Source organism: Spongiibacter sp. IMCC21906 (assembly GCF_001010805.1).
GTDB lineage: Bacteria > Pseudomonadota > Gammaproteobacteria > Pseudomonadales > Spongiibacteraceae > Spongiibacter.
In genome coordinates this window covers 253,556-279,106 of the sequence record NZ_CP011477.1, presented here as the reverse complement: position 1 = coordinate 279,106, position 25,551 = coordinate 253,556, and the positions used below count along the sequence as shown (strand labels likewise).

Annotated in this window: 22 protein-coding genes; 9 read left to right on the top strand and 13 right to left on the bottom strand. The window is 51.9% G+C overall.

Annotated elements, in window-relative coordinates; all coding sequences use genetic code 11:
• Positions 1–291 precede the first annotated feature (291 nt).
• Positions 292–1,404: an alkane 1-monooxygenase gene (locus tag IMCC21906_RS01245; protein ID WP_047010645.1), complete on the top strand. Its 1,113-nt coding sequence runs from the start codon at positions 292–294 to the stop codon at positions 1,402–1,404.
• Between the two features lie 1,451 nt (positions 1,405–2,855).
• Here the strand turns inward: IMCC21906_RS01245 and IMCC21906_RS01240 are convergent.
• The 9 genes from IMCC21906_RS01240 to IMCC21906_RS01200 form a co-directional block, all read right to left on the bottom strand.
• On the bottom strand, positions 2,856–4,496 hold the full coding sequence (locus IMCC21906_RS01240; RefSeq protein WP_047010644.1) for a TIGR03545 family protein: 1,641 nt from the start codon (positions 4,494–4,496) through the stop codon (positions 2,856–2,858).
• Between the two features lie 193 nt (positions 4,497–4,689).
• The gene (rdgB, locus tag IMCC21906_RS01235) at positions 4,690–5,298 is read right to left on the bottom strand and encodes an RdgB/HAM1 family non-canonical purine NTP pyrophosphatase (RefSeq protein WP_047010643.1); all 609 of its coding nucleotides are present in this window, start codon (positions 5,296–5,298) and stop codon (positions 4,690–4,692) included.
• A complete protein-coding gene (locus tag IMCC21906_RS01230; RefSeq protein ID WP_052763297.1) occupies positions 5,291–5,749 on the bottom strand; it encodes a DUF4426 domain-containing protein in 459 nt (152 codons plus the stop codon). Before IMCC21906_RS01230 ends, rdgB begins: the two co-directional genes overlap by 8 nt.
• A gap of 17 nt (positions 5,750–5,766) precedes the next feature.
• A complete protein-coding gene (gene metW / locus IMCC21906_RS01225) occupies positions 5,767–6,357 on the bottom strand; it encodes a methionine biosynthesis protein MetW (RefSeq protein ID WP_047010642.1) in 591 nt (196 codons plus the stop codon).
• Complete coding sequence (locus IMCC21906_RS01220; RefSeq protein WP_047010641.1) at positions 6,347–7,522, bottom strand: homoserine O-acetyltransferase; 1,176 nt, start codon at positions 7,520–7,522, stop codon at positions 6,347–6,349. The genes metW and IMCC21906_RS01220 overlap by 11 nt, the downstream gene beginning before the upstream one ends.
• Positions 7,523–7,559: 37 nt before the next feature.
• Positions 7,560–7,859: a DUF167 family protein gene (locus tag IMCC21906_RS01215; protein ID WP_047010640.1), complete on the bottom strand. Its 300-nt coding sequence runs from the start codon at positions 7,857–7,859 to the stop codon at positions 7,560–7,562.
• Positions 7,860–7,883: 24 nt separating this feature from the next.
• Positions 7,884–8,471, bottom strand: coding sequence for a YggT family protein (locus IMCC21906_RS01210; RefSeq protein WP_047010639.1), 588 nt, complete (start codon positions 8,469–8,471; stop codon positions 7,884–7,886).
• A complete protein-coding gene (proC, locus tag IMCC21906_RS01205) occupies positions 8,471–9,304 on the bottom strand; it encodes a pyrroline-5-carboxylate reductase (RefSeq protein WP_197085983.1) in 834 nt (277 codons plus the stop codon). The genes IMCC21906_RS01210 and proC overlap by 1 nt, the downstream gene beginning before the upstream one ends.
• Before the next feature lie 145 nt (positions 9,305–9,449).
• Positions 9,450–10,145 carry a YggS family pyridoxal phosphate-dependent enzyme gene (locus tag IMCC21906_RS01200; protein WP_047010637.1) on the bottom strand — a complete coding sequence of 232 codons (696 nt, stop codon included), beginning with the start codon at positions 10,143–10,145 and terminating at the stop codon, positions 9,450–9,452.
• A gap of 179 nt (positions 10,146–10,324) precedes the next feature.
• Between IMCC21906_RS01200 and IMCC21906_RS01195 the strand changes: the two genes are divergently transcribed.
• A complete protein-coding gene (locus tag IMCC21906_RS01195) occupies positions 10,325–11,359 on the top strand; it encodes a type IV pilus twitching motility protein PilT (protein WP_047010636.1) in 1,035 nt (344 codons plus the stop codon).
• 35 nt (positions 11,360–11,394) lie between these two features.
• Positions 11,395–12,564, top strand: coding sequence for a PilT/PilU family type 4a pilus ATPase (locus tag IMCC21906_RS01190; protein WP_047010635.1), 1,170 nt, complete (start codon positions 11,395–11,397; stop codon positions 12,562–12,564).
• Between the two features lie 8 nt (positions 12,565–12,572).
• Here the strand turns inward: IMCC21906_RS01190 and ruvX are convergent, their stop codons facing one another.
• From ruvX to gshB, 4 genes are all read right to left on the bottom strand, one after another.
• A complete protein-coding gene (gene ruvX / locus IMCC21906_RS01185; protein WP_047013027.1) occupies positions 12,573–13,010 on the bottom strand; it encodes a Holliday junction resolvase RuvX in 438 nt (145 codons plus the stop codon).
• 12 nt (positions 13,011–13,022) lie between these two features.
• On the bottom strand, positions 13,023–13,589 hold the full coding sequence (locus IMCC21906_RS01180; RefSeq protein WP_047010634.1) for a YqgE/AlgH family protein: 567 nt from the start codon (positions 13,587–13,589) through the stop codon (positions 13,023–13,025).
• A gap of 164 nt (positions 13,590–13,753) precedes the next feature.
• Positions 13,754–14,650 carry an energy transducer TonB gene (locus IMCC21906_RS01175; protein WP_047010633.1) on the bottom strand — a complete coding sequence of 299 codons (897 nt, stop codon included), beginning with the start codon at positions 14,648–14,650 and terminating at the stop codon, positions 13,754–13,756.
• A complete protein-coding gene (gene gshB, locus IMCC21906_RS01170) occupies positions 14,650–15,615 on the bottom strand; it encodes a glutathione synthase (RefSeq protein ID WP_047010632.1) in 966 nt (321 codons plus the stop codon). The genes IMCC21906_RS01175 and gshB overlap by 1 nt, the downstream gene beginning before the upstream one ends.
• Before the next feature lie 284 nt (positions 15,616–15,899).
• Between gshB and pilG the strand changes: the two genes are divergently transcribed.
• The 6 genes from pilG (at position 15,900) to IMCC21906_RS01140 (ending at position 25,547) form a co-directional block, all read left to right on the top strand.
• A complete protein-coding gene (gene pilG, locus IMCC21906_RS01165; protein WP_047010631.1) occupies positions 15,900–16,286 on the top strand; it encodes a twitching motility response regulator PilG in 387 nt (128 codons plus the stop codon).
• Between the two features lie 101 nt (positions 16,287–16,387).
• Complete coding sequence (locus IMCC21906_RS01160; RefSeq protein ID WP_047010630.1) at positions 16,388–16,750, top strand: PleD family two-component system response regulator; 363 nt, start codon at positions 16,388–16,390, stop codon at positions 16,748–16,750.
• Positions 16,751–16,757: 7 nt separating this feature from the next.
• The gene (locus IMCC21906_RS01155; RefSeq protein WP_047010629.1) at positions 16,758–17,294 is read left to right on the top strand and encodes a chemotaxis protein CheW; all 537 of its coding nucleotides are present in this window, start codon (positions 16,758–16,760) and stop codon (positions 17,292–17,294) included.
• 78 nt (positions 17,295–17,372) lie between these two features.
• A complete protein-coding gene (locus IMCC21906_RS01150) occupies positions 17,373–19,406 on the top strand; it encodes a methyl-accepting chemotaxis protein (protein ID WP_052763296.1) in 2,034 nt (677 codons plus the stop codon).
• A 35-nt stretch (positions 19,407–19,441) separates the two neighbouring features.
• Positions 19,442–25,078: an Hpt domain-containing protein gene (locus IMCC21906_RS16145; protein ID WP_052763295.1), complete on the top strand. Its 5,637-nt coding sequence runs from the start codon at positions 19,442–19,444 to the stop codon at positions 25,076–25,078.
• Positions 25,059–25,547, top strand: coding sequence for a chemotaxis protein CheW (locus IMCC21906_RS01140; RefSeq protein ID WP_082117297.1), 489 nt, complete (start codon positions 25,059–25,061; stop codon positions 25,545–25,547). Before IMCC21906_RS16145 ends, IMCC21906_RS01140 begins: the two co-directional genes overlap by 20 nt.
• Positions 25,548–25,551: the final 4 nt, after the last annotated feature.

Genomic DNA, 25,551 nt, shown 5'->3' with positions numbered 1-25,551 from the left:
AGGCTAACTAATTAGTCGCCATTGCTGGATAAAGCCAGCCTGGGCTGGCGAGCTTGGCTGAGAAGATAAAATTGGTCGTTGCGACATAAATAAAACGATGCAGCGGGCTTTAATGGGGTTATTGTCAACAAATGACCTCCGAATGGCAAGATATGACTCCTATTTGGCAAAAAATGACCTGTTTCTTTTCTTTGCCGGGCGGATAATACATATCAACTCCGAAAGACGGACAGGCGGAAGATGCTTTTTGCCGCCGATACATAATAAACATTGATGGAGGTGACATCAGTCATGTTCGATTATCTACGCTACTATTTTTCTCCCCTAATACAGGTGCTGACTGCGATAAGCATTTTTGCGGGCGGTATTTACTGCTGGTTTGGTGTTTCTACGTTGGTGATTTTTGCGGTGGTGGATTCGCTGCTGCCACGGGATATAAAACCGCGCAGTATTCGTAATCGCAAATTGGCCGAGATCCCGGTTTGGTTGGGTGCGATCTTTGCTGTTGGGCTCTACTTGGTATTGGCCTACAACATTGGTCAAGGTGGTATGAGCCTTGCTGAAATGATTGGCGCAACTCTCTCAGTGTCTTGGCTGGGTGTCATTGTGGGTGTACCTACTACCCACGAGCTCTACCATAAGCAAGGTGTGCTACAGCAGTTTATCGGCATATATTCGCAAGTTATTTACTTGGATTCTTCACGGAATATTGCCCACATGGTCGGCCACCACCTTGATGTGGGTACAGAGCAAGACAGTGATACGGCTAAGCGCGGTACATCGCTTTACTCTTTTGCGCCAGCTGCGGTGATTCACAGCACGAAAACGGCTTGGAACCTGGAAAGCGATGCCCTTGAAAAACGTGGTTATGCCCGCTGGGGTATTCATCACCGGGTTTGGAAAGCGGTTGTTGCCTTGGCCGTGTTTTTGGTAGCACTTTTTATTCTGGGTGGCGTAACAGCTGTTATCTGCGGTGTGGCGGGTGCATCACTGGCACGTATCTGGGTTGAGACCTTCAACTATTTCCAACACTACGGACAAGTTCGGGTTACCGGCAAACCAGTAGGTCGTCGTCACGTATGGAATCATTTGCAGCCGCTGAGCCGAGTAACTGCGTTTGAAATTACCAACCATGCGGACCATCACTTGGATGCGTATATTCCTTACTATCGCTTGAAGCCAGATACGTCTTCTGTGGAACTGCCAAGTGTGTTTGTCTGCTTCTTGTCGGCGCTGATTCCACCCGTTTGGTACAAGTTTGTTATTCAGCCAGCGTTGAAAGATTGGGATTTAAACTACGCGAGTGCGGAAGAGCGTGAAATGGCGCGCCAACAAAATCTAGACGCCGGCTGGCCAGACTGGTTTGAAAACGAGTCTTCTGACGAGCAGCTGTCCCACGCTTAAAACTCAAACGTAAACAACGTTACACCCAGGTTTTATTGATCGATGCTTGACCCCTTATTGCCGTAGCTATAAGGGGTTTTTTTATGCAAGTTGGATAAGCCTGCGGTGAGTTTGATCTTTAACCCAGTGGCCATATCTTTAGTGCAACTCCCATTGTCATACCGGCCTTGAGCCGGTATCCATACCCTTTGTGAGTGAAATTAACCTCGTTGTTGCCGTGATGCTTGGGGAGCTGGATCCCGGATCGCTATGCGCGTCCGGGATGACGAGGGGGGATGTGGGGTGACGGCCGCTGCTGTTGGCCGACGCAGGCGGTATGGGATGGTGAAGCTGGCGTGGGCTGATACAGGCGGTGTGGGATGTGAAGGCGTGGGCTGACGCAGGCGGTGAGAGATGATGAAGATGGTTTGGGCTTTATCTTTAGCGCAATTACCATCGTCATACCGGCCTTGAGCCGGTATCCATACCCGCCGCGCTTTGAATTAACTGCGTTGTTGGCTTGAGGTTTGGGGAGCTGGATCCGCGTCCGGGATGACGACGGGTGGTGTGGAGTGACGGCCGCTGCTGTTGGCCGACGAAGGCGGTGGGGGATGGTGAAGCTGGCGTGGGCCGACGCGGGCGATGTGGGATGGCGAAGATGGTTTGGGCTTTATCTTTAATCTTTAGCGCAATTCCCATCGTCATACCGGCCTTGAGCCGGTATCCATGCCCACAGTGGTTGGAATCAACTCCATTGTTGGCTTGAGGTTTGGGGAGCTGGATCCCGGATCGCTATTCGCGTCCGGGATGACGACGGGTGATGTGGAGTGACGGCCGCTGCTGTTGGCCGACGAAGGCGGTGGGGGGTGGTGAAGCTGGCGTGGGCTGATACAGGCGGTGTGGGATGTGAAGGCGTGGGCTGACGCAGGCGGTGAGAGATGATGAAGGTGGTTTGGGCTTTATCTTTAGCGCAATTCCCATCGTCATACCGGCCTTGAGCCGGTATCCATACCCTTTGTGAGTGAAATTAACCTCGTTGTTGCCGTGATGCTTGGGGAGCTGGATCCCGGATCGCTATGCGCGTCCGGGATGACGAGGGGGGATGTGGGGTGACGGCCGCTGCTGTTGGCCGACGCGGGCGATGTGGGATGGCGAAGATGGTGTGGGATGATGAAGGTGGTTTGGGCTTTATCTTTAGCGCAATTACCATCGTCATACCGGTCTTGAGCCGGTATCCATGCCCGCCGCGCTTTGAATTAACTGCGTTGTTGGCTTGAGGTTTGGGGAGCTGGATCCCGGATCGCTATGCGCGTCCGGGATGACGACGGGTGGTGTGGCGTGACGGCCGCTGCTGTTGGCCGACGACAGTGGTGTGGGCTGACGAAGGTGGTGACTGTGACGAGCTCGGGGAGGCTGGTGGGTGTCTTCCTGCGCTATCAGAGTTCTCCCCGGTAGCGCAGGTCTGGTCGATATTATAAAAGCTGTTTCAACAGTGCCTGAAAGGCAGCTTCTCTGTCGCCCAATAATTGCTGGTATTCGCCCAGGATATTTTGCTTTTCTTTGAGCGAGGCGATGTCATCACCGTAGTCAGCCTGAATTTGTTGTTGGACCTTGGTTTTTACCTCAGCTAATTCTGATTTGAGTTTGGCACCGAGGACATCGCCCAAAATGCTATCCAAGTTAGACTTGAGTTTAACAATGGGATCGTCGACGGTGCCGTTAACGTTAAGGTCCATGACTAATTTAGAAACGCCTTCCAGTGCTTGAGCGAGGATTTTGGCAGTTTCATTATCGCCGGCAGCATCGCTGACCAGCAGCTTAGCTTGGTTGACTAAACCTTCAACAGAACCGCTAAGATTGTCGCCGTTGATAGAGAAATTAGCGGCAATATTGGCCAAGCCTTTTTCCAGCTTTAATGGCAGGTCGGGACTTTTGGACAGAGCCACACCCTGTAATGCCAGTTGCTCCAAGCCCATGTTAAAAACACTTTTCAGGGTGTCGTTGCGTTGATCAAAAACCCCGTCAATTAATAGCTGGGCTTTTTGTTCCATACCGCCTTTTATGGCCATGGTAATGGGTTTGTTCCAGTAATCCTGCTTGTCGGTGACATCGTTAATTTCACCGTTGTATGCCAATTTTTCACCGCCAATAACTTGGTAGCCGTCGATGAGAATCTGGCGAATCAAAATATTTACTGGTAGCTCGCCGCTGCCCTGGGGCTCGGGAGCGGGTTCGCTTTTGGCCATGTCACCCACGGTTTCTTTGTAAAGGGTGAGGCCGCGCTGTACGAAGTTGTTTACCTCGTCGCCCAATAAAAACTTGAGCATGCCTTCGGAGCCTTGATCCAAACCGTATTTTTGCAGCATGCGGTTTGCTTGGTTGGCGGGCAAATTTGCCGCCCGGCTGGTGAGCTGGCCAACTTGAGCAATATCAGTTTTTAGGTCGCTGTTTAATGATTTGAACTGGCTCAGTTCAGCTTTAATGTCGTCCCGGAGCTGTTTGGCACCGGCGAGGCGTTCAAAGGCATTTTTCTTTTTGAGGGCTTCCCAGCGCTGTTTAAACTCTTCTACTTTGGCTTTGTCTGGGGCCTCTTGTGATTTGTCTTTCCAGCGCGATTGAATGGCGGTGAGGTCGGTTTTAATACCGTCGACTTCCGCTTGAATTTCAGCTTTTTCTTCTGCAATCAAGGCATTGGCGTTGGGAATTTGAATGCTGGGGAGGCCGCTGCCTTCCTCTTCTTTGGGGGGCGGCATGGAGCCATCCAGGGTGCCGGGCGTGCTGCGCTCGGTGTACATTTGCAGACCAGACAGCACGACTTTATCGGCAATGACCTGTTTCTTGAGTAGCGCTTTGATATCCACATCGGCAGATACTTTCTCGCTGTTAAAAAGGTTGCGCATGGGCTCTTGTGGATTGGCCACTGTCAGGCCGTTGAGGGCAACGTGGGTAGGGTAAAATTGAATATCCACGCTGTCGACTTCGACTTTGGCGCCGACTTGTTTGCTGCCTTCGGACTCGATCATGAACTTGGCAATTGGTTCAAGGGCGAAGACTGCAACGATGACAACTAACGCGACAATGGCTAATAGGCCGCGAAGAATCCATTTCCACATGATTGTCTCTCCAGACTGATAACGATGTACTTATTGCAGTATCGACTTCAAATTCAGAAGGATTTCTGCACGTGAACACGATGTTGCTGGGCGAATATACGCTGTTGCCCAGCATAACCATTAGGGCTAACTACGCAAGTGGCGCTTATTTAGACCTGGGGCTATTTTTGTTTAGGGTGGTATCAGGGGTGTTTTACCCCAATTCCTTTTTCAATCTAGGTAATAACTGACTTAAGGCTTGGCCGCGATGGCTGAGGCGATTTTTCTGTTCTGGCGGTAACTCAGCACTGCAGCATGCCAGCTCGGGAATATAAAACAGTGGGTCGTAGCCAAAACCGTTGTCACCTTTGGGGTTATCGATAATCTCGCCCTGCCAGATACCTTCGCAAATAATGGGGGCGGGATCGTCGCTGTGACGCACAAAAACCAGTGCGCAGTGAAAGTGGGCGCGGCGGTTGTCTTGCTCCGTAATAGCAGCCAGCAGCTTGCGATTGTTGTCCGGGTCGGTGGCGTTTTCACCGGCGTAGCGGGCAGAGTAAATACCGGGGGCGCCTTGTAAGGCGTCAACGCATAAGCCGGAGTCGTCTGCAATAGCGGGCAGCCCCGTCTGCCTGGCGGCGTTGCGGGCTTTGATAATGGCATTCTCGACAAAGCTGAGGCCATTTTCTTCGGCCTCTATCACGGCAAACTCACTTTGGCTGTGAAGCTGCAAATCAGCTTGGGAAAGAATGGCGGCCAATTCTTTTAATTTACCTTTGTTGCCGCTGGCCAGCACGACGTGACGGTCTGGTGATTTATTCATCGACATAAAGTTTTTTGTTGAAGTTAATATCGTAGCTTTGGCGCTGCCCTTCAGCTTGAATCTGTAATCGAAAATCGCGCTTTTCGGTGTTGTCAATTTCAAAGCTGGCGATGTAATAGAGGGCGTCTTGCTCGGCCACTTCTAAAAATTCCAGTTCAGTGCGATGAATCAGGTCCGAGGTAGAGCCGGTTACCTGCGCTTCTACAGCCACGTCTTTGCCTGCTTGCTGGCGGCGAATGGCGACGTTAATTAAAAATTTCTTGTCGCCCCGAACCAGTCCGTAACTACGGGCAACGTCAGGGCTGAGAAAGCTGGTATTTAACACGCTGAAGTAAACGGTATCGGCGCCAAACTGCTTTTCGGTAGGGGTGCTGGGTTCAGCTTGTTGTTGGGCAATGGCAGTAAGGCAACTTAGTGATAACAAGGCTGACAGCAAAAAATGTCGCAACATAAAATTCTCCTCAAGCGTCACTTGCTGATGTGATAAACGGCAGTGATGCCTAATAAATTTGGAAAGCGGGAGCACAGCTCACTTTGACGATTGTTGGCGTCAACAAAGCTGCTGCTCAGTATTTGTATGCCCTTGTCTTGGCACAGTTGCTGAAAATCTTTGACGGTGCAAAAGTGAATATTGGGAGTATCGTACCAAGTATAAGGTAAGAATTTAGAGACTGGCATCTGGCCTTTAATGCCCAAGTGCCAGCGACTGCGCCAGTAACCAAAATTGGGGAATGTCACTACGCATTCCTGACCCACTCGCAGCATTTCGTCAATGACCAAGTGGGGGTAGCGTAGCGTTTGCAAGGCCATGGTCATGACCACCACATCAAAGCTATTATCCTGAAAATTGGCCAGCCCGGTGTTCAGGTCATGTTCTATAACGTTGACCCCCAGTGACAGTGCCTTGTTGATATTGTCGTGGTCAATTTCAAGGCCAACCCCAAAAACCTTGCGCTCATCTCGCAGGGCAGCCAGCAATGTGCCATCGCCGCAGCCTAAGTCCAGCACGCGGGCGTTTTCTTTAATCCAGGGTTTGATCAATGCCAAATCATGACGCATGGCTGATCTCCTCAATAATCCGTTGCATATAGCTATTAAAGGCCTGCATATAACGGGGAATGGGAATGAGGAAGGCATCGTGGCCGTGGTCGGCTTCAATTTCTGTGTAGCTGACGGGTCGGTTTGCTGCCACCAAGGCGTCGACAATTTCTCGGGAGCGGTCCGGCGAGAAGCGCCAGTCAGAGGTAAAAGACACCACAAAAAAGGAGCATTTTGCGTGACGAAATGCCTCTACCGGATCATCGTTATATTCTCTGGCCAGGTCGTAATAGTCCAGCGCTCGGGTCATTAAAATATAGGTGTTGGCGTCAAAGCTATTGGCAAAGGTTTCACCCTGATGACGCAAATAGCTTTCGACTTGAAACTCCACCGGGCCGACTGAACCCACACGCAAATCCCCAGCCTTTAGCTCCCGGCCAAATTTCTGTTTCATGCCGTCTTCAGAAAGGTAGGTGATATGCCCCACCATTCTTGCCAGCGATAGGCCGGTGCGGGGCAAGGTCTCGTGGTCTAAATAATGACCGCCGTGAAATTCGGGGTCCGAGGTAATGGCTTGCCTGGCGACTTCATTAAAGGCGATGTTCTGGGCAGACAGCTTCATTGCAGAAGCAATGACAATACAGTGCCGCAGTTCGTTGGGATATTCCAACGACCAGCGCATGGCTTGCATACCTCCCAAGCTGCCCCCAATGACGGCCGCCCATTGGCTGATGTCAAAGTGATGCATCATCAGGCGCTGACTTTCAACCCAATCCCGGCAGCGCAGGTGGGGAAAATCAGAGCCCCAGGGTTTGCCGGTTGCGGGATTGATTGATCGCGGGCCAGTGGAACCATGACAGCCGCCAATATTGTTAATGCTGAGCACGAAGAAACGATCAGTATCAATGGGCTTGCCGGGGCCAATGCAACTATCCCACCAACCGGGCCGACGATCATCAGCACTGTGGAAACCGGCGGCGTGATGGTGGCCGCTGAGGGCATGGCAAATCAAGATGGCGTTGGATTTGTCCGCGTTCAACTCGCCGTATGTTTCGTAGACGATGTCGTGCTCGGGCAGGTCTTGGCCGCAGGCCAGCCGCAAGGGCTGATCAAAGTGCAATGTTTGAGGTGTGACAATACCCACGCTGTCGCTCTGGTTGAGGCGGTTGGAGGAGGTGTTTGTCATTTAGCCCGGTGTCCTTATTTTCACTCTAGATTTCCACTTATAGGGGTGAAGCAATGGTCAGTTCTTCTGGCAGCCGCTGAGGCGAGGTAATTTTAAGAGTTTTCTGCCGACTTTGCGCGCCTGCAGTGATGCTGATTTGGCTTTTGCTGACGCCAAAGCGTTGTGCTAAAAACGCGATCGCAGCGGTATTGGCTTTGCCCTCTGTCGCCGGAGCGGCTATGCGCAACTTTAGTCGATTGCCATGACGGCCGCAGATCGAACTCTGTTTGGCGCCCGGTTGAAGATGGCAGTGCAGAATCAGGTCGCGGTTTTGCCAGTGATAAAAGTCATCGCTCATTACTCAGTAGCGTATGTTGCCAAGTTATATTCCTAAAACCAAAGCGGGATGGAGTCCAACAGTGGCGGCTAAGTGGCGCAGTAGCACTTCCAACACATTGATCATTAAAAATACTAAGATCGGTGAAAAATCCAAACCGCCCATATTAGGCAGCAGTTTTCTAAACGGCGCCATAACGGGCTCCGTCAGTTGGTATAACAGCTGGGCAGCAGGATGGCTGCCACCTTGAGAGACCCAGCTCATGATGATATTGGCGATAATGGCAACAAAGTAAATATTCAGTAGCGCCCCACAGATGCCGATGATGGCCCAGATAAAAATCTGCGCGGGGTTGGGGAAAACGCCAAAATAAAGTTGGGCGAGCAAGGTGACACCAATGGCTTGAACAATGAGGGCGCAAATTAACGAGGCGCTGTCGATGATACCCACGGGCGGAATGATACGTCGCAGAGGCAGCACGACAGGGTTGGTGGCCTTGACCAGATATTGGGTAATGGGGTTGTAAAAATCGGCCCTGACTAACTGTAATAGCAAGCGCAAGAGAAAGGCCAACATGACCAAGCTGATTGCGGTGTTGAGTAATAAAATAGTGATTTCGTTTATTGCTGCCATTAGTTGTCTTCCAGTTCTTTAGCTAGTTCTTCTGAGCGTAATTTGGCGCCGGTAAGCGCGCTCAAAAATAGTCCTCGCAGGTCGCCTTCTTCAAAAATCCCCAGGGCGCGTTCGGTGGTGCCATTGGGTGAGGTAACACGGCGACGAAGTTCAGCGGCGTCGACGCCGCCTTGGGTGGCCATTTTTGCAGCCCCCAATGCGGTTTGCAGGGTGAGTTTTTCGGCCACTTCCGCAGACAGGCCCATTTCACGGCCGGCGGCCTGCATGGCCTCCATGACTAGAAAAAAATAGGCGGGGCCACTGCCCGATACCGCCGTGACGATATCCAGCTCGGCCTCTTGTTCGACCCACATGGCAATGCCCACTGCTTCGAGGATGTGCTGGGCTTGCTGTCGCTGCAGATCTGAGACCTGATTGTTGGCAAATAGTGCGGTGGCACCTGTTTGTACTAAAGCGGGGGTGTTGGGCATGCAGCGCACAATCGCTTGCTTGCCGCCCAGCCATTGATCCAAGCTGGCACTGGTAATACCAGCGGCAATGGAAATAAACAACGGTTGGGTATCAGTCAATAGCGGCGCGATGGCCTTGGCGACGGTTGCCATAATTTGTGGTTTAACGGCGAGCACGACGATATCGGCAGCAGCAATGGCATCCGCATTATTAGCGGTGGTGTTAATGGGCGCCAGCGCTTGCAGGGCTGTCAGGCTTTCGGGGTTGGGGTCACTGGCCCAAAGGCGGCTTGGATCTACGCCGCTGGCGATGAGGCCACCAAGGATGCTGGCCGCCATATTGCCGCCACCAATAAATGCGATTGTGGGTAAACTCACCAATATCTCCTGTTTTGCTGATGCACGTCCTTTGCTCGGTGTGCGCCAGCGGGCTTAGCCGTGTTTTTGAAAGTGGCCGCAGTATATCAGTCTGAGGCTAAGAGCGAAGCCATGCCCAGTATTCATGCCCAGTAATTGTTGCTTGTCTTGTTTACTGTCGGGGGCCAAAAATGTCGCTGCCAATGCGGACTATAGTGGCGCCTTCGGCAATGGCTGCAGCCATATCTCCCGACATGCCCATGGACAATGTATCCAATGGCTGAGCTGGGAGAGCGTGTTTTATTTCTTCAAGTAGCTCCCGGAGGGCGGCGAAACTACGACGCTGCTGCGCTTCATCATCACTGGCTTGGGGTATGGCCATTAGGCCTCGAAGCGCTAAGCGAGGTAGCTGCGCGATGTCCTCTGCCGCCGCTAATACCGCCTGTGGCGCAAAGCCGGATTTACTGTCCTCTTGGCTGATATTGACCTGCAGACAAATATTGAGGGGAGGCAAGTCTGAGGGCCGTTGCTCGTTCAAGCGCCTGGCAATTTTAATGCGGTCAAGGCTGTGTACCCAGTCAAAGTGCTCGGCAATGGCCCGAGTCTTGTTGGATTGAATGGGCCCAATAAAATGCCAGCACAATCCGCGGTCGGTAAGTTGAGCTTGCTTGTCCAATGCTTCTTGCAGGTAATTTTCGCCAATATCCACAATGCCTGCCTCGGCGGCGACGGCCACCTCATTGGCACTGCGGGTTTTGGATACCGCCATCAAGGTCACCGCGCCCTGCTGACGATTGTATTCTGTCTCGGCAACGCGGATTCTCTGCTGTATTGCTGCTATATTCTCAGTGATGAAGCCGTTAGTCATAATGTCTCGGTTGTGATTGCTGGAAACGCCTAGCTTGTCGGGTTAATAATGTCCTTGCTCGCATTGAAAATGTAAAGCGCGTTGATGCAATCGCTTCATTACTGAGCACAATATACAGATGCAAAATATTGGCGTAGCCCTGTTACTGGATGCCAATGAGTTAGATGCTAAGGAAACTTATGGATATTACTGAATTGCTGGCCTTTAGTGCCAAGCAAAATGCGTCAGATTTGCATTTGTCGGCGGGCCTGCCGCCGATGATCCGGGTAGATGGTGATGTGCGGCGAATTAATCTGCCGCCGTTGGAGCATCGGGAAGTTCATTCGCTTATTTACGAGATTATGAATGATCGCCAGCGCCGAGACTTTGAAGAGTTTCTGGAAACGGATTTCTCTTTTGAAGTGCCGGGGGTTGCCCGTTTCCGGGTCAATGCTTTTAACCAAAATCGGGGTGCCGGTGCGGTATTCAGAACCATCCCTTCCAAGGTGTTAACCCTTGAAGACTTGGGCATGGGCAAGGTATTTAAAGACGTATCGATGTTGCCCCGAGGTCTGGTGCTGGTGACGGGGCCTACTGGCTCAGGTAAGTCCACGACCTTGGCGGCGATGATCGACTATATCAACGACAATAAATTTGAGCATATTCTTACTATAGAAGACCCTATTGAATTTGTTCACGACTCCAAAAAATGCCTGGTTAACCAGCGTGAAGTTCACCGCGACACCCACGGTTTTAGCGAAGCGCTGCGTTCGGCGCTGCGGGAAGATCCCGATATTATCTTGGTGGGTGAGCTGCGGGACTTGGAAACGATTCGCTTGGCGCTGACGGCTGCCGAAACGGGGCATTTGGTATTTGGCACCTTGCACACTACCTCGGCGGCAAAAACGATTGACCGGGTAGTTGATGTGTTTCCCGGTGAAGAAAAAGCCATGGTACGGTCGATGTTGTCCGAATCGCTGCAGGCGGTTATTTCTCAAACCTTGATTAAAAAGCCGGAAGGGGGACGGGTTGCCGCCCATGAAATTATGATTGGTACACCGGCAATTCGTAATTTAATTCGAGAAGACAAGGTCGCCCAGATGTATTCGGCCATTCAGTCGGGTGCCAATGTCGGTATGCAGACCATAGACCAGTGCTTGAAGAATCTAGTGGAGTCTCGTCAAATTAGCCGAGACGCAGCCAAGCTGAAAGCGCGGTTCCCGGAAAATTTTTAAGACCTGCTCGGCTAGATTAAAACAGGAGTTGTCACTTGGACATTGAAAAGCTGCTGCGAATTATGCAGGAGAAGGGTGCCTCAGATTTATTTATCTCGGCTGGGGTGCCGCCGTCGATAAAAATTAATGGCCAGATTGGACCGCTCAGCAGCAATGCACTTAGTCCCGAGCAAACGCGTGAAGTGGTGATGGGGGTGATGACCGAGCAGCAGCGCCGAGACTTTGTGCGGGACAAAGAATGTAATTTTGCCATCAGCGCCCGAGGGATTGGTCGTTTTCGGGTCAGTGCATTTTATCAGCGCAATTTAGTGGGAATGGTGTTGCGGCGCATCGAGACCAAAATTCCCACCACGGATGATTTAGGTTTACCCGATACGATCAAAGACCTTGCCATGAGTAAGCGTGGTTTGATTATTTTTGTGGGTGCTACCGGTACCGGTAAGTCGACTTCCTTGGCGTCGATGATCGGTCACCGAAATAATAATTCCAAAGGTCATATCATTACGGTAGAAGATCCCATTGAGTTTCTTCACCAGCACCGTGGCTGCATTGTCACCCAGCGTGAAGTGGGGATTGATACCGAGTCCTTTGAAACCGCACTGAAAAATATGCTTCGCCAGGCCCCCGACGTGATTATGATCGGCGAGGTGCGTTCTCGCGAAACCATGGAAAATGCGATTACCTTTGCCGAGACCGGGCATTTATGTCTGTGTACCCTGCACGCCAATAATGCTAACCAAGCCTTGGATCGAATTCTGCATTTCTTCCCGGCGGAGCGGCACCCCCAGTTGTGGATGGATCTGTCGCTTAATCTGCGGGCTATGGTCGCACAGCAGCTGGTGCCAACCCGTAGCGGTGATGGTCGCCGGGCTTGTGTTGAAATACTGTTGAATACGCCGCTGGCTGCCGACTTAATTCGTAAAGGGGATGTGGCGGGTTTAAAAGGGTTGATGAGCCAGTCAACTGAACACGGTATGCAGACTTTTGATCAAGCCTTATATGAGCTGTATTCGCAGGGTGAAATTACTTACGAAGACGCGATTGCCCATGCTGATTCTGCCAATGATTTGCGCTTGTTAATAAAGTTGGGGGCCGACAATCGCCCCGATAATATTAACGCCATGGCGGGGAGGTTAACGATGCAAGATGACAGTGAGGATAGCCGTGACAACGGCAACAATGGCATCTTAGGGCGCCGCCGATAAGGGTGGCGCTAGTCGGTGTTGTGGGCAATGCCGCTTCGTAGCCAGCTTTCCAAGATGATTACGGCACTACGGCTGTCTACCGACTCGTTTTTAAAATCTCTGGAGCCACGTTTCTCTAAGATATCGCCTTTGGCTTCAAAGCTGGAAAGACGCTCATCTGCAAAGGCCACATTCACGCCAAACCGGCCGTGAATGCGATTGCCAAATTTCTTGGCCCGAAGAGACATATCAGATTCGCTACCGTCCATGTTTAGCGGCAGCCCAACCACCACCGTATCGGGTTGCCATTGCTTAATGAGCTGTTCGATTTCTTCCCAACGAGGAATACCATCTTTGGCTTTTAATGCTGGCAGGGTTGATGCGGTTGCGGTCAGAGTCTGGCCGACAGCGACGCCAATCCAGCGGGTGCCGTAATCGAAGGCGAGGAGTGAGCGGGTCTTGTTCATGATCATTATTGTCTACGCGTGACCACTGTCCGAGCCTAGCTGGGCAAAGCTGATTCCCAGTTTTGCCAGTGCGGCATCGACCCTGGCGGGGGCGGGAACATCAAACAAAATACGGTCATCAACAGGAAGCGTTAGCCACGAGCTTTCAGCCAATTCGGCTTCCAGCTGACCAGCAGCCCAGCCTGCGTAGCCCAGCGCAATCAGGCTTTGGGTTGGGCCGGTATTGCGGGCAATGGCTTCGAGAATATCCACCGAACTGGTCAGACTAATTTCATTACTCACCGACAGCGTGGCTTCCCAGTCTTCCGGGCTGCGCCGGTGCAGCACAAATCCGCGGTCTGTTTGCACCGGTCCACCCGCATAAACAGATTGGTGGTGGGTGTGATGGTGCTCGTCCAGTTCTAGTTGATCCAGCACCTCGTCGACGTTCATATCCAATGGGCGATTAATAATAATGCCCATGGCGCCATCTTCGTCGTGCTCACACAGGTAGGTAATGCTGTGTGCAAAAATGCCCTCCCGCAAGCTGGGAAGGGCGATCAAAAATTGGTTTTTTAGTGACGGAAAGGCTTCGCTCATAGCGCTAGTATGAGTGAAGTTTGCTTAAACACAAGGGATAAACGTGTCAGGGCATCGGGAACACGCCGGTTTTGTTGCTTAAGCTCACAAGACGGTCAGTTTTTGCTTTTAACGATAAACACCGAATAGCCTTGCCGCTTAAATTGTCGTGTTCCGCAGGCGTTTTAACTTCCGGTTGCGCTGAGTCCCGTCTGTTCAAAGCGCCAGGTGCGGACAATGCCTAAGCGGTTTTTGCCGTCCAGGACATCGGCAGGAATGGCTTCGTACGGGGCGGCAAGACGAACAATGCGGTTAGCGGCCCGGTCTAACAAGGCTTTGCCTGAGCTGCGTAAAATTCTGACCTGGTCTACGCTGCCGTCGGGCTTTAGCATGAGCAGTAATCGCAACTCACCTTCAATGCCGTCTCGCCGGGCTTCTTCGGGGTAGTGGGCATTGCCGATTTTTTCTACTCGCTCTTCCCAGCGGTTTAAATACAGAGCATCTGGGGAGCCTTTGGTGGCAACCGAGGTAATGAATTTGGGCCGGGGCATATTAGCGTAGGTTTGATTTAATTGGGCCAATTGAGCCTCTAGTGCTGAGATATTGTCGCTCAGCTCGGTGACCTCGTCTTGTTGCTGCCATTGGCGCTGCTGCAAAATGGTTTTACTGCTTTGCGAACGGGTTTGTCGTGGTTGTTGACGCTGGGTGCTGAGAATTTCGGATTGCTGATTGAGGGGCTGGGTTTTTGCCATTTTTAAGGCTTCTTGCCGGGCGTCGTTGTCATGAAAGTCGCTGTTGGCAACGGCGCTAAGCTCGGCTTTTTTGTTGAGGCTGCCGCTGCCTTGCTGATCGTGCTGGGCTAGGTAGTCGGCTTTCTCTGGAGCGCTAAGGCTTTGGTAGTTGGCAAGGGTAATCTCAAGCGTGGGCATTTTGACGTCGCGATCTTCTGGCGCAAAACGAATCCCAAGAATCAACGCTAAGTGCATTGCCGTGGCCACGCAAAGCATAAAGCCCAGTCGCTCTGGTGGTCGAGGCAGATGCTGGGCAGCTAACACTGCCTCAGGGGAAGGGCTGGCTGCCATTAAACCGCGCTATCTCGTTGAGCGAGTTTGCTGGCAATGCAATCCATAAGTTGACCGGCAATATCGCTGCCAGTTTGGTCGTCGATCTCGCGGATGCAGGTGGGGCTGGTTACGTTAATTTCGGTTAATGAGTCGCCGATCACGTCCAAGCCAACAAACAACAGGCCTTTTTCTTTTGCTACAGGGCCAACTTGTTCTGCAATCCAGCGATCTCTGTCGCTAATCGCTTGGGCTCGACCAGTGCCTCCGGCCGCGAGGTTGCCGCGGGTTTCGCCTTTGGCCGGAATACGCGCCAAACAATGGGAAACTGGTTCACCATCAATGAGTAGGATGCGTTTATCACCGTCTTTAATTTCTGGTAGATACACCTGCGCCATAATATTGGTGGTGCCGTGTGCGGTGAGGGTCTCGATAATGACGCCAAGATTTTTTTCGTCGGGGGGAAGCCTGAAAATAGAGCTGCCGCCCATGCCGTCTAGCGGTTTCATGATCACATCTTGATGCTCGGCATGGAAGGCCCGCAACCGGGCCGGGTCGCAACTGACTAAATGGGTGGGGACGCAGTCGGGAAATTGCAGAGCAAAGAGTTTCTCGTTGCAATCACGAAGGCTTTGGGGGCGGTTGACCACCATTGCGCCTTGTAACTCGGCCATTTCCAATACGTGGGTCGCGTAGAGAAATTCATTGTCGAATGGCGGGTCTTTGCGCATCAAAATCGCGTCTAAATCTCCCAGGGCCAGGTCACTGCTATCACCCAGCTCATAGAAATGCGTAGGGTCGCGAAAGCTGGTTATCTGTTTACAGCTTGCCCGCGCCTCAGCATTGCTGATGTATAAATCGGCGGGTGTCATATAGAAGACTTTCCACCCTCGGTCCTGTGCCGCCCATAGCATGGCCAGCGTAGAATCTTTCTTGTAAGTGATTGCTTCTATGGGGTCCATCACGACCCCCAGACTTATACTCATTGTTTTGCCTATGGTTAGGTGGTAAAAACTGACTGCCATTACGTGCGTAATGGTGACGCATATTGTAAGTTAAGAACGCTAAATTAACGTATTGTGGCTTACCGCCGCAATTTCGTCTTTCCTGATCTGATATGGACATTAGCTTAGGCGTGGACTTTTTAGGACCTTTAGGTTGAATATTCCTAGGGGTGTAATGTGCTGCTCACCACGGTTGCGGATGCTGAGGCAATTTTAGCATGTAGCGTGGCGCCGTATTTTCCCGCTGAATGTAAGGGCTTGACCATATGGATGCCGATTTCTCCAATCTGAAAGTGATGATTATTGACGATAGCAAAACAATTCGTCGCACCACAGAAACCCTGTTGGCTAAAGAGGGCTGTACGGTGGTGACAGCCATTGATGGCTTTGATGCTCTCGCCAAAATTGCCGATACCAAGCCCCATATTATCTTTGTCGATATTATGATGCCTCGTTTGGACGGTTACCAAACCTGTGCACTAATCAAAAATAACAGTGAGTTTAAATCGACTCCCGTCATCATGCTGTCTAGCAAAGATGGTCTCTTTGATAAAGCGAAGGGGCGCATTGTCGGGTCAGATCAATATTTGACCAAGCCGTTTAGTAAGTCCGAACTGCTCGATGCCATTAGTGTGCACGTTTCACTTGCGTAGGCATAATCCTTGCTAACTTTGTTTGTTAGTATTTTGCTTACGGGTATTTGGTATAAGAAACCACATGATGGTTCTTGGCTTAGTCAATAGAGGGGGAATAAATGCCGCGCGTGTTGATTGTTGATGATTCGCCTACTGAAATCTTCAAGATGACGGAGATTCTCAATAAAAATGGATTTCAAGTACTGACCGCAGAAACCGGTGAGGCGGGCGTAGCAATGGCCAAGCGTGAACAGCCCGATTTAGTGTTGATGGATATCGTTATGCCTGGCCTCAATGGTTTTCAAGCAACGCGGCAGCTCAGTCGCGACCCTGATACTAGTGGGATTCCCGTCATTATTGTGACGACGAAAGATCAGGAAACCGACCGCCTCTGGGGTCAGCGCCAGGGCGCAAAAGGGTATTTGACTAAGCCAATCGAAGCCAAGGCGTTGATTGACGAGATTCGCTCGGTGATCAATTGAGGTTTGTGTGAGCGATATTCATCAATCTGCCTTCCACTATTTGAACGAGCTTGCCAGTCGGGCCCAGGGTCCGGGCGCGCGCCTTCCCTCCCAACAAGATGACGATATTACTTTATGGAACGGCATCGGTTTTCGTATTGCCGGGCATTTCTGCGTTGCGCCCATGGGGGATATCACAGAGGTCTTACACGAACCGGCCTCGACTCGGTTGCCCGGCGTTAAGCCCTGGGTACGGGGTGTGGCGAATGTTCGTGGACGTTTATTGCCACTTATCGACATGAATGGTTTTTTGGGTGAGCCGCCTTGTTCCCGTGGGCGGGTGTTGGTGCTGGAACACGGTGAGTTGTACGCCGGGCTGATTGTAGAAGAGGTGTTGGGCTTGCAGCACTTTGACACTGCTGACTATAGCGATGATCGTGGCCTTGCCCACGCCGAGCTGGGTAAATATGTGCGGGGCAGCTATCAGCATGAGGGGCAAGAATGGTCGGTTTTTCGGGTCAACCGTCTCCTTTCGAGTAGTCAATTTTTTCAAGTTGCCGCATAGCGAGCTGCCGGTTTTCTACCTGCAGTTACGTCAAACGGTCAATACGTTTAACTTTAAATTCTGCCGGAGTCAGGGCAAATGAAAACAACAAATCAGGGCGCGTTGGCGCGACTGCGAAGCAATAGAGCGGTCAGTGTCCTAGTCATATTGATCCTCATTGGTTTTGTTGGCGCGGGTCTTAATACCTTTATTATTTTGCGGGATGCAGGTTATGACCAGCGTTACCTGGAGCTCAGTAGCGAAATGCGTCTTTATGCCCAGCAAATTGCCAATACCTCCAAAGAGGCGAATGCAGGTGCCCCCTCCGCTTTTGATGAATTGGCGACTGCCACGGCGAGTTTTAATGCCGTGCGTAAGCAGCTGAGTGAAGGCAGTCGCGATTTGCCCGCCCCCAGGGCCATGCTGGGGGAGGAGCTTCAACAGCTTGATCAGTTATGGTTACGGGTAGATAGTGCAGCCCAAACGATTCTGGGTAATCGTGAGCAAATTCTGTTTTTAAATAACATCGCCGATCAGCTCCATATTTTGTTGCCGGTGGTGCAGACTAAATACAGTGAGCTGGTTGAGATACTACTTAATAACGGCGCCACAGCAAATCAAGTCGCACTTGCCCAGCAACAGCTTTGGCTGGCAGAGCGTATTGGTAGAAATATTGATCGAGTGCTGGCGGGGACGACGGGTTCTGCGGAGGCGGTGACGCAGTTTAATGCTGATACCTTAACCTTTGTGTCGGTATTAGTTGGTATGCAAGAGGGTGATAGCAGTATTGGTGTTAAGCGGGTAAACAATAGCGCCGCTCGCGCTTTGCTCGCCGATCTAATCGCCAGTTACGACACTGTTCGAGAACCGGTTAAACACATTCGCGAGGTCTCGCCTCAGTTGCTGCGCTCGACACAGGCTAGTAGCGCTATTGCAGTCGATGTACCAAAAATCATGCAGATCAGTAGCCAGTTATCGGCAGCGATTACCGAGCTTGAAAATAAACGGCCGCTCTCTGTTTTAACAGCACTGTTATTTGTCGGCTTGATTGTTATCTCCTTGGGTTTATTGGGTTGGCAGTCGGTGCAGAGTACCCAGCGTCGACTTCAGTCCACGGCGGATACCAATGAGCGAAATCAAACTGCAATTTTGCGTTTGCTCGATGAGCTGGCTGACTTGGCCGATGGTGACCTGACTACCTCGGCAACAGTAACTGAAGATTTTACCGGTGCCATTGCCGACTCAATCAACTACACCATTGACCAGTTGCGGGTACTGGTTTCTCAGATTAATGACACGGCGGTGGGGGTATCTACCGCGGCGCAGACATCCCAAACCACGGCGCTCAACCTGGCCCAGGCCTCAGAAAGTCAGGCCAAAGAGATTGCCGGTGCATCGGCCGCTATTACCGAAATGGCGGTTAGTATCGATCAAGTCTCGTCTAATGCACGAGATTCTGCCGCGGTAGCCCAGCGGTCCGTTGTGATCGCGGGCACGGGGGCTGAGGTGGTGCAGAACACCATTAACGGCATGGACAATATTCGTGAGCAAATTCAGGAAACCTCCAAGCGGATTAAACGCCTGGGTGAATCGTCACAGGAAATTGGCGACATCGTTTCTTTGATTAATGATATTGCGGACCAAACCAATATTTTGGCACTGAACGCCGCCATTCAGGCGTCGATGGCTGGTGATGCCGGGCGGGGTTTTGCGGTGGTTGCCGACGAAGTACAGCGCCTTGCTGAACGCTCATCGGGTGCAACCAAACAGATTGAAGCGTTGGTTAAAACAATTCAGTCTGACACTAATGAAGCCGTTATCTCGATGGAGCAAACCACATCTGAGGTGGTGCGGGGAGCGCGACTGGCCCAAGACGCCGGTGCGGCCTTGAACGAGATTGAAACGGTATCTCAAGAATTGGCAGAACTGATTCAGAATATCTCCAGCGTGGCAGCAAATCAGGCCGAGTCTGCGGGCCAGATATCCAGCACCATGAAAATTATTCAGCAAATTACCTCGCAGACCTCGGCGGGCTCCACCGAAACGGCCCGCTCTATTGGTGCCCTTGCGGAAATGACCAATGACCTGCGCAGCTCGGTGGCGGGCTTTACTCTGCCGGAGCAGGGTAGCTAGGGCGTGTTAACGCCTACTCGCTGCCGGAGTTATTGATGATTGATCAACGGGACTATATTGCGCTGGACTGGCTGGCTGGAGAAATATCCACCAGCTTAAGCCTGTGCGTGCAGGTTCTTGATGAGTATCAACAAAACCACCGTGCTGATATTGCGCTAGAGCGTGCTGAGGGCTTGCTATCTCAAGTGCAGGGCAGTCTGCGCATGATTGAATTCAGTGGCGCGCAGCGCTTACTGGGTGAAATGCTAGCGGTAGTTGCCACACTCGATGACGACACCTTAGACGATATAGCTCGCGAACGGCGGCTGGAAGCTCTGCGTAACCTATGTGATGAAGTCCCGGCTTATCTTATTCGTTTGCGGCGCAGTCGCAGAGAATTGCCTGCGTCATTGATCATGATGTTTAACGAAATACGGGGGGCCTGTGGTCAACCGCTGCTGTCCTCAACCTTATTGTTTACCCCTCAGCTGCAAGAACAACTTAATTACAGCCAGCAGCCAACGGATCTTACTGCGGACAGTTTTATCGATTTGTCTGCCAAACTTCGAAAAATGTATCAGCTTGCGGTTGCCGCTTGGCAACGGGGCGAAGCGCCGGAAAAAAGTGTTATTTACATGGCGAAGGTGGCTGGCCGGGTTACCCGCTTATGCGCAGGCACACCACAAGAATCACTTTGGCTGGCAGCGTTAGCGCTTTTTGAAGGACTGGAAAACGAATCTATTGCCAGCAGCATTGCCGTTGAAAGTATTTTAGAACGTTTGGATTCTGCATTAGGGTTGTTGGCAGAACTGGGTCGGGACGGGGCGCTGTCGGTCAATCGGGCGCTGTGCAAAGATATCCTGTTCTATGTGTCCTGTTCACCATCTGACTCTCGCTTTATTCTCGAGGCTCAGCGCATTTTTGTATTGAACAAGGTGGTTAGCGATGGCGATAACTTGTCTGCCAGCGGTGAGGCAGAGAAATCGGATGTCGCCGTGTCGGATGCGATTAGTGCGGCATTAACCGAGCTTGGCCAGCGGCTGGAGTCAGAAAGCTATCAAGCTGGGCATATTGATTTAAAAGAAGTAGCCGATGCTGTGGCCGTTATGGGGTATAGCGATGTGCTCTATGCACTGGATGCGATGACACCTTTGCTGGCCGAAGAATTGACACCGGCCCAGCAATATTCTGCTGCACAAACCTTACAGAAACTGGCTGCCTTGCTTGTGCAAACGCAACAGCCTGATGTTGCCCCGGCATTGCTGAATAATGACCCCGAGGCGCAGCTGCAACTGAATTCAGCGCTGCAAGCGGTTTCTATTGAAAGCCGCGACGTTTTAGTTGATGCCCAAGAGCGGTTGCTCAGTTTTGTGGCGGAGCAGTTTCGTAAAGAGCTGTTATCTCCCTTGCCAGAACAACTGCAGACTTTGGCTTCTACCTTGTTGGTGGCGGGGCTGTCTCGTCCGGCGCAAGTGCTCGGCCAGTGTGCAAAATATATGAGCGAAAGCCTGCTCTTAGAGGACGAAAAGCCCAGTTGGCAAAAATTAGATTGTCTCGCTGACGCCATTGCCGCCGTTGATTATTATCTTGAGCGCATCGCCACTGGTCCAGAGAGTGAAGACGGCGCGTTAATGTCCGTTGCTGAGGATTGTGTTGAGCGGCTGGGTTACCCCGTGCCAGCGGTTGAGGAATCTTTTGCTCCTTTGGCCACGGTTATTCCTTGGCGGAAAGCGTCAGATGATGTGGCCGATGCCGATGCCTTGCCATCGGATGATGAGGTGCCGACGACCAATACGGATGGCTCGGAAAGTATCGAGTCCGCGAGCGAAATTGATCCTGAGATTGCCGCAGTATTTTTAGAAGAGGCGGCTGAAGTGCTGGCCCAGCTTGAGGAGGTGCTTCCCAAGTGGCGGGCCGATATAGATTCCTTACCACTGCTGACGGAAGCTCGCCGAGGGTTCCATACTTTAAAAGGCAGCGGCCGTATGGTGCAGGCCGAGCAAATTAGTGAATTGTCGTGGGCCATAGAAAACATGCTCAACCGGGTAATAGACGGGGGCGTGCAAATGGACCTTGCCCGACTTGAGCTGATTGATGGCGTTACAGCCGCCTTACCCCGCTTATTGGAAGATTACCGCTTAGGGCAGCCACAACAGCTGAGTGACGAGCTGTTTGAGCTTCAGCAGCGGGCGAGTGTTCTGGCTGGGCAACATGATTTGCTAGCGGCTGATACTGTCGCTGACGATCTTGCCGAGACCGACGAGACGCCGGCAACCTTGGAAAACGAATTGTCTGAACCAGCACGGTCTTTGGAGACTTTTTCCGAGCAGGACGCTTCCAGCGATGGTGGCTCTGAACTGCCCGCTCCTCCAGCAGACGATAGTTTGCTGGGCATTTTTATTATTGAATCTGACACCCACCTTCACGTTCTAGAAGATTTTTTGGCAGATGTTGATAGCTTTCCTGCCAGTTTAAGCGATGAGGTTCAACGGTCTTTGCATACCTTGAAGGGTGCCTCAAATATGGCTGAGGTGTGGGCCATCGCCAATTTGATTGCGCCGCTGGAAGCGCTGGTTAAAGAGCTGCGCTCTATGCGCATCGGGGCGGATAAATCGCTTGTCAGTATGATGGCGGATATTGTTGCTTACAGTCGCCAACTCACGGAGTCGCTTCGCCACCAACCGGTGACGTCCTTGCGGACACCGGCAGACTTGCTGCAACGGTTGGAAGCGTTGTCTTCCACATTACTTGATCAAGCTGAAATGTCAGCTTTCCAGCGACGAGATGGGCAGTTAGCGCCAGGGGTCTTAAACCATTTTCTATCGACCTACAGTGAGGCGCTATTTGTCCTCGCTGACGAACTGGCCGCGCCAGCGTTGCCCACTGCCCAGAAGCTCCGAGACATGGCACCGGAGTTGGGGGCATTTGCCTATCGTGCCGAGGAGCTTTCGGTAGAGACCGTGGCCGAACTCAGCCAGTCTTTGCAAGTGTTATTGGGTCACGCCAGTGATCCTGTTCCCTCGCATATGGTGAGTTTGGCTGCAGATGCCGTTGAGCATTTACTGGGGCAGTTGAATCAAATTGCCGCGGACCAGGCGCCGCAGGAAAGCGCTGAACTGCTTAACCGCTTGCGAGATTATGATGCCAATGCGCAGCCTTCGGCCTCCACGGGGTTTGCGATTGATGACGGAGCAAGCCAAGCTCATGCCAGTACTGATCATCTTGAACAGGATAGTGACGTCGATGCTGAGGAAGATTTTGCATCTAGCATCGAAGCGTTTAACGCAACGACACCTCTTTCGCCTGTCGATAACCCTCATGATTTAAGCCTGCCGCCTGCGCTTGCGAATCCGGGCACTGTTTTTGACGATGATGTCGATCAAGAGATTCTGGATATCTTCCTCGAAGAGGCGGGGGATTTACTGGAGGGCATTGATCAGGCTATTCATTTGTGGGCAGACAATGTCGACGAGCTAGAGCAGCTCGATAGAATCCAGCGCCATTTACATACACTCAAGGGTGGCGCGAGGCTGGTTGGTTTGTCTCAGCTGGGGGATGTCAGTCATGAATTTGAAGCGGCGCTTACCGACGCAGCCGCTTTAGAGCAAACCGATAAAGCCAGTCTGCTTGCGAGAATACACCAGTACCAGGATCAGTTGGTGGCCATGATAGAGGCGACCGGGGATACTGCCGAGAAGCCGCCGCAAACTGATGCGGTTCAAGCTGTACCGACAAATGAATTAAGCGAGTTTGATTTTGCGGCAGCGTTTGGTCGCAAGGTGAATCAGCAGCCAGCAGAAAATTTGCTGGTGGCGGCCGATAAAGAAGAAGTCGCGGTCCCTGTGACTGCTCGGGCACCCCAAGAGATGATTAAAGTGTCATCTCAACTGCTTGAAAAACTCATTAACCTCGCCGGTGAAACATCTATTTCGCGAGCGCGTAGTGAAGAGCAGGTGAGCGAGATTCATGCCTCTTTGGAAGAGATGGAAATTACCGTCGAGCGTCTTCAAGACCAAGTACGACGGATGGATATGGAAACAGAGGCGCAGATCCTTTTCCGCCAAGAGCAAGTTGGTGGTGACGGCGCCGATGGCTTTGATCCACTGGAGTTCGACCGCTACTCCAAGTTACAGCAATACTCTCGCTCGCTGCTGGAATCCGCCTCTGATTTGGTGGATTTGCGGAGCACCTTGCTAGAAAAAAGTCGAGACATGGAAACCTTGTTGTTACAACAGTCGCGGATTCACGGCGATTTGCAAGAAGGTTTAATGCGTTCGCAAATGGTCCACTTTTCGAGGATGGTCCCGCGCTTGCGGCGAGGGGTTCGTCAAATAGCGTCGGAGCTGGGCAAAAACGTCGACTTTAAAGTGTATAACGCCGAAGGTGAGATGGACCGCCGGGTACTGGAGCGGATTATTCCGGCGTTGGAACATATGCTGCGCAATGCCATTGGTCACGGTATCGAGGATGAGTCGACGCGGCTGGCGGCAGAAAAAGCGCCGGTTGGCGAGATTGCCATGCGTTTTGATCGCCAGGGCGGCGATGTGGTTATTGCCATCAGTGATGATGGCGGTGGTATCGATCTTCAGGCTGTCAGAGCCAAAGCACAGCATTTGGGTTTAATTACAGAAGATGCTGTTTTGAGTACCCGGCAATTGTTGGAATATATTTTCCATGCGGGCTTTAGTACGGCCAGCAGTGTGACCCAGATATCGGGTCGCGGTGTTGGCATGGATGTTGTTCGTAACGAAATTAAACAGCTGGGCGGCAGCATCGATATTCGTACCGAGGCTGGGCGGGGTACCCGTTTTGAAGTGCGCTTGCCCTTTACGGTGTCGGTGAACCGGGCGCTAATGGTCAGTGTAGCGGGTGAGGCTTATGCGGTACCGTTAAATAATATTGAAGGCATTGTGCGGGTGAGTCCCTATGAGCTGGAAGTTTATTATCAAGATGCCAACAGCCAGTACGAATATGCCGGTCAGCAATATAATCTACGTTATTTAGGCCAGCTTGTGGGTCATGCTGCTCCGCATATGGAGGGGCAGGTTGATCCCAAGCCGGTGCTGTTGATTCGTAATGCTGAGCCGCCAACGGCCGTGCAGGTCGACGCATTGTTGGGCTCCCAGGAAGTGGTGGTGAAAACCCTGGGTCCGCAGTTTGCCTCGGTGCCTTCGCTGTCGGGAGCCACTGTATTAGGTGATGGTCGCGTGGTGGTGATTTTGGATGTACTGGCCAGTATCCGTGATGATGTTGCCCGCCGCCTGATGGTCGGTGAGCAGGCGTTGTTGCCCTCTACCGCCGTGAGTGGAAATCGCTTGGTGATGGTGGTGGATGATTCGGTGACCGTGCGTAAGGTAACCTCTCGGTTTTTAGAGCGGCAGCAAATGGATGTCTTGCTGGCTAGAGACGGTATGGAGGCCGTGACGGTGTTGCAGGATATTGAGCGGCTGCCCGATGTCATCTTGTTGGATATTGAAATGCCGAGAATGGATGGCTTTGAAGTATTGGTAAGGCTGAGGGGCAACCCTCGAACCCAGGCTATTCCTGTGGTGATGATTAGCTCTCGCTCGGGTGATAAACACCGTGAGCGAGCGGCGTCTTTGGGGGTGACGCATTTCCTTGGTAAGCCTTATCAAGAAACACAAGTACTGCGAGCTATCCAGGACGTCAGTGATGAGAAAGTCCATGAATGACGCGGCGGATAGAAAGGAATTGCCCCAAAGTCTTCCATGCCTGTTATTGCCGCTGCAAAAAGGGGGCTTGCTCCTTCCCAATGCGAGTGTGCCAGAGATTATTTTAGCCCGGCAGCTCAGCTCGACGCTGTCTTCGACGTTTATTTTGGGGATGCTGCCCTGGCGGAATGTCCAGCTGCCCATAATCAGTTTTGAAGGGCTTTGTGATGGTCAGATTCCCAATAATTTAGCGCTGCGACGAGTGGCTATTATCAAGGGTTTGCAAAACCCCGAGAGACTGCCGTTTTACGGTATTGTCGTGTCGGCTATTCCGCAGGTGCTGCATCTTTCTGCAGACGATGTAAAGGGTATTGAGGGTGAAGAGCGCGTCGGTTGTCGACAGCACGTTAGTATTGCGGGCAGGGCGATGATGCTTCCTGACTGCGATCAGATAGAGGCGCGCATTTTAAATGACTTGCATCCAGAGTAAGTCG

Bases quoted from the DNA above. Each gene is read 5' to 3' on its own strand.
- IMCC21906_RS01245 (WP_047010645.1), top strand. From the start codon at position 292: ATGTTCGATTATCTACGCTACTATTTTTCTCCCCTAATACAGGTGCTG.
- IMCC21906_RS01240 (WP_047010644.1), bottom strand. From the start codon at position 4,496: ATGTGGAAATGGATTCTTCGCGGCCTATTAGCCATTGTCGCGTTAGTT.
- rdgB (WP_047010643.1), bottom strand. From the start codon at position 5,298: ATGAATAAATCACCAGACCGTCACGTCGTGCTGGCCAGCGGCAACAAA.
- IMCC21906_RS01230 (WP_052763297.1), bottom strand. From the start codon at position 5,749: ATGTTGCGACATTTTTTGCTGTCAGCCTTGTTATCACTAAGTTGCCTT.
- metW (WP_047010642.1), bottom strand. From the start codon at position 6,357: ATGCGTCATGATTTGGCATTGATCAAACCCTGGATTAAAGAAAACGCC.
- IMCC21906_RS01220 (WP_047010641.1), bottom strand. From the start codon at position 7,522: ATGACAAACACCTCCTCCAACCGCCTCAACCAGAGCGACAGCGTGGGT.
- IMCC21906_RS01215 (WP_047010640.1), bottom strand. From the start codon at position 7,859: ATGAGCGATGACTTTTATCACTGGCAAAACCGCGACCTGATTCTGCAC.
- IMCC21906_RS01210 (WP_047010639.1), bottom strand. From the start codon at position 8,471: ATGGCAGCAATAAACGAAATCACTATTTTATTACTCAACACCGCAATC.
- IMCC21906_RS01200 (WP_047010637.1), bottom strand. From the start codon at position 10,145: ATGACTAACGGCTTCATCACTGAGAATATAGCAGCAATACAGCAGAGA.
- IMCC21906_RS01195 (WP_047010636.1), top strand. From the start codon at position 10,325: ATGGATATTACTGAATTGCTGGCCTTTAGTGCCAAGCAAAATGCGTCA.
- ruvX (WP_047013027.1), bottom strand. From the start codon at position 13,010: ATGAACAAGACCCGCTCACTCCTCGCCTTCGATTACGGCACCCGCTGG.
- IMCC21906_RS01180 (WP_047010634.1), bottom strand. From the start codon at position 13,589: ATGAGCGAAGCCTTTCCGTCACTAAAAAACCAATTTTTGATCGCCCTT.
- IMCC21906_RS01175 (WP_047010633.1), bottom strand. From the start codon at position 14,650: ATGGCAGCCAGCCCTTCCCCTGAGGCAGTGTTAGCTGCCCAGCATCTG.
- gshB (WP_047010632.1), bottom strand. From the start codon at position 15,615: ATGAGTATAAGTCTGGGGGTCGTGATGGACCCCATAGAAGCAATCACT.
- pilG (WP_047010631.1), top strand. From the start codon at position 15,900: ATGGATGCCGATTTCTCCAATCTGAAAGTGATGATTATTGACGATAGC.
- IMCC21906_RS01160 (WP_047010630.1), top strand. From the start codon at position 16,388: ATGCCGCGCGTGTTGATTGTTGATGATTCGCCTACTGAAATCTTCAAG.
- IMCC21906_RS01150 (WP_052763296.1), top strand. From the start codon at position 17,373: ATGAAAACAACAAATCAGGGCGCGTTGGCGCGACTGCGAAGCAATAGA.
- IMCC21906_RS16145 (WP_052763295.1), top strand. From the start codon at position 19,442: ATGATTGATCAACGGGACTATATTGCGCTGGACTGGCTGGCTGGAGAA.
- IMCC21906_RS01140 (WP_082117297.1), top strand. From the start codon at position 25,059: ATGAGAAAGTCCATGAATGACGCGGCGGATAGAAAGGAATTGCCCCAA.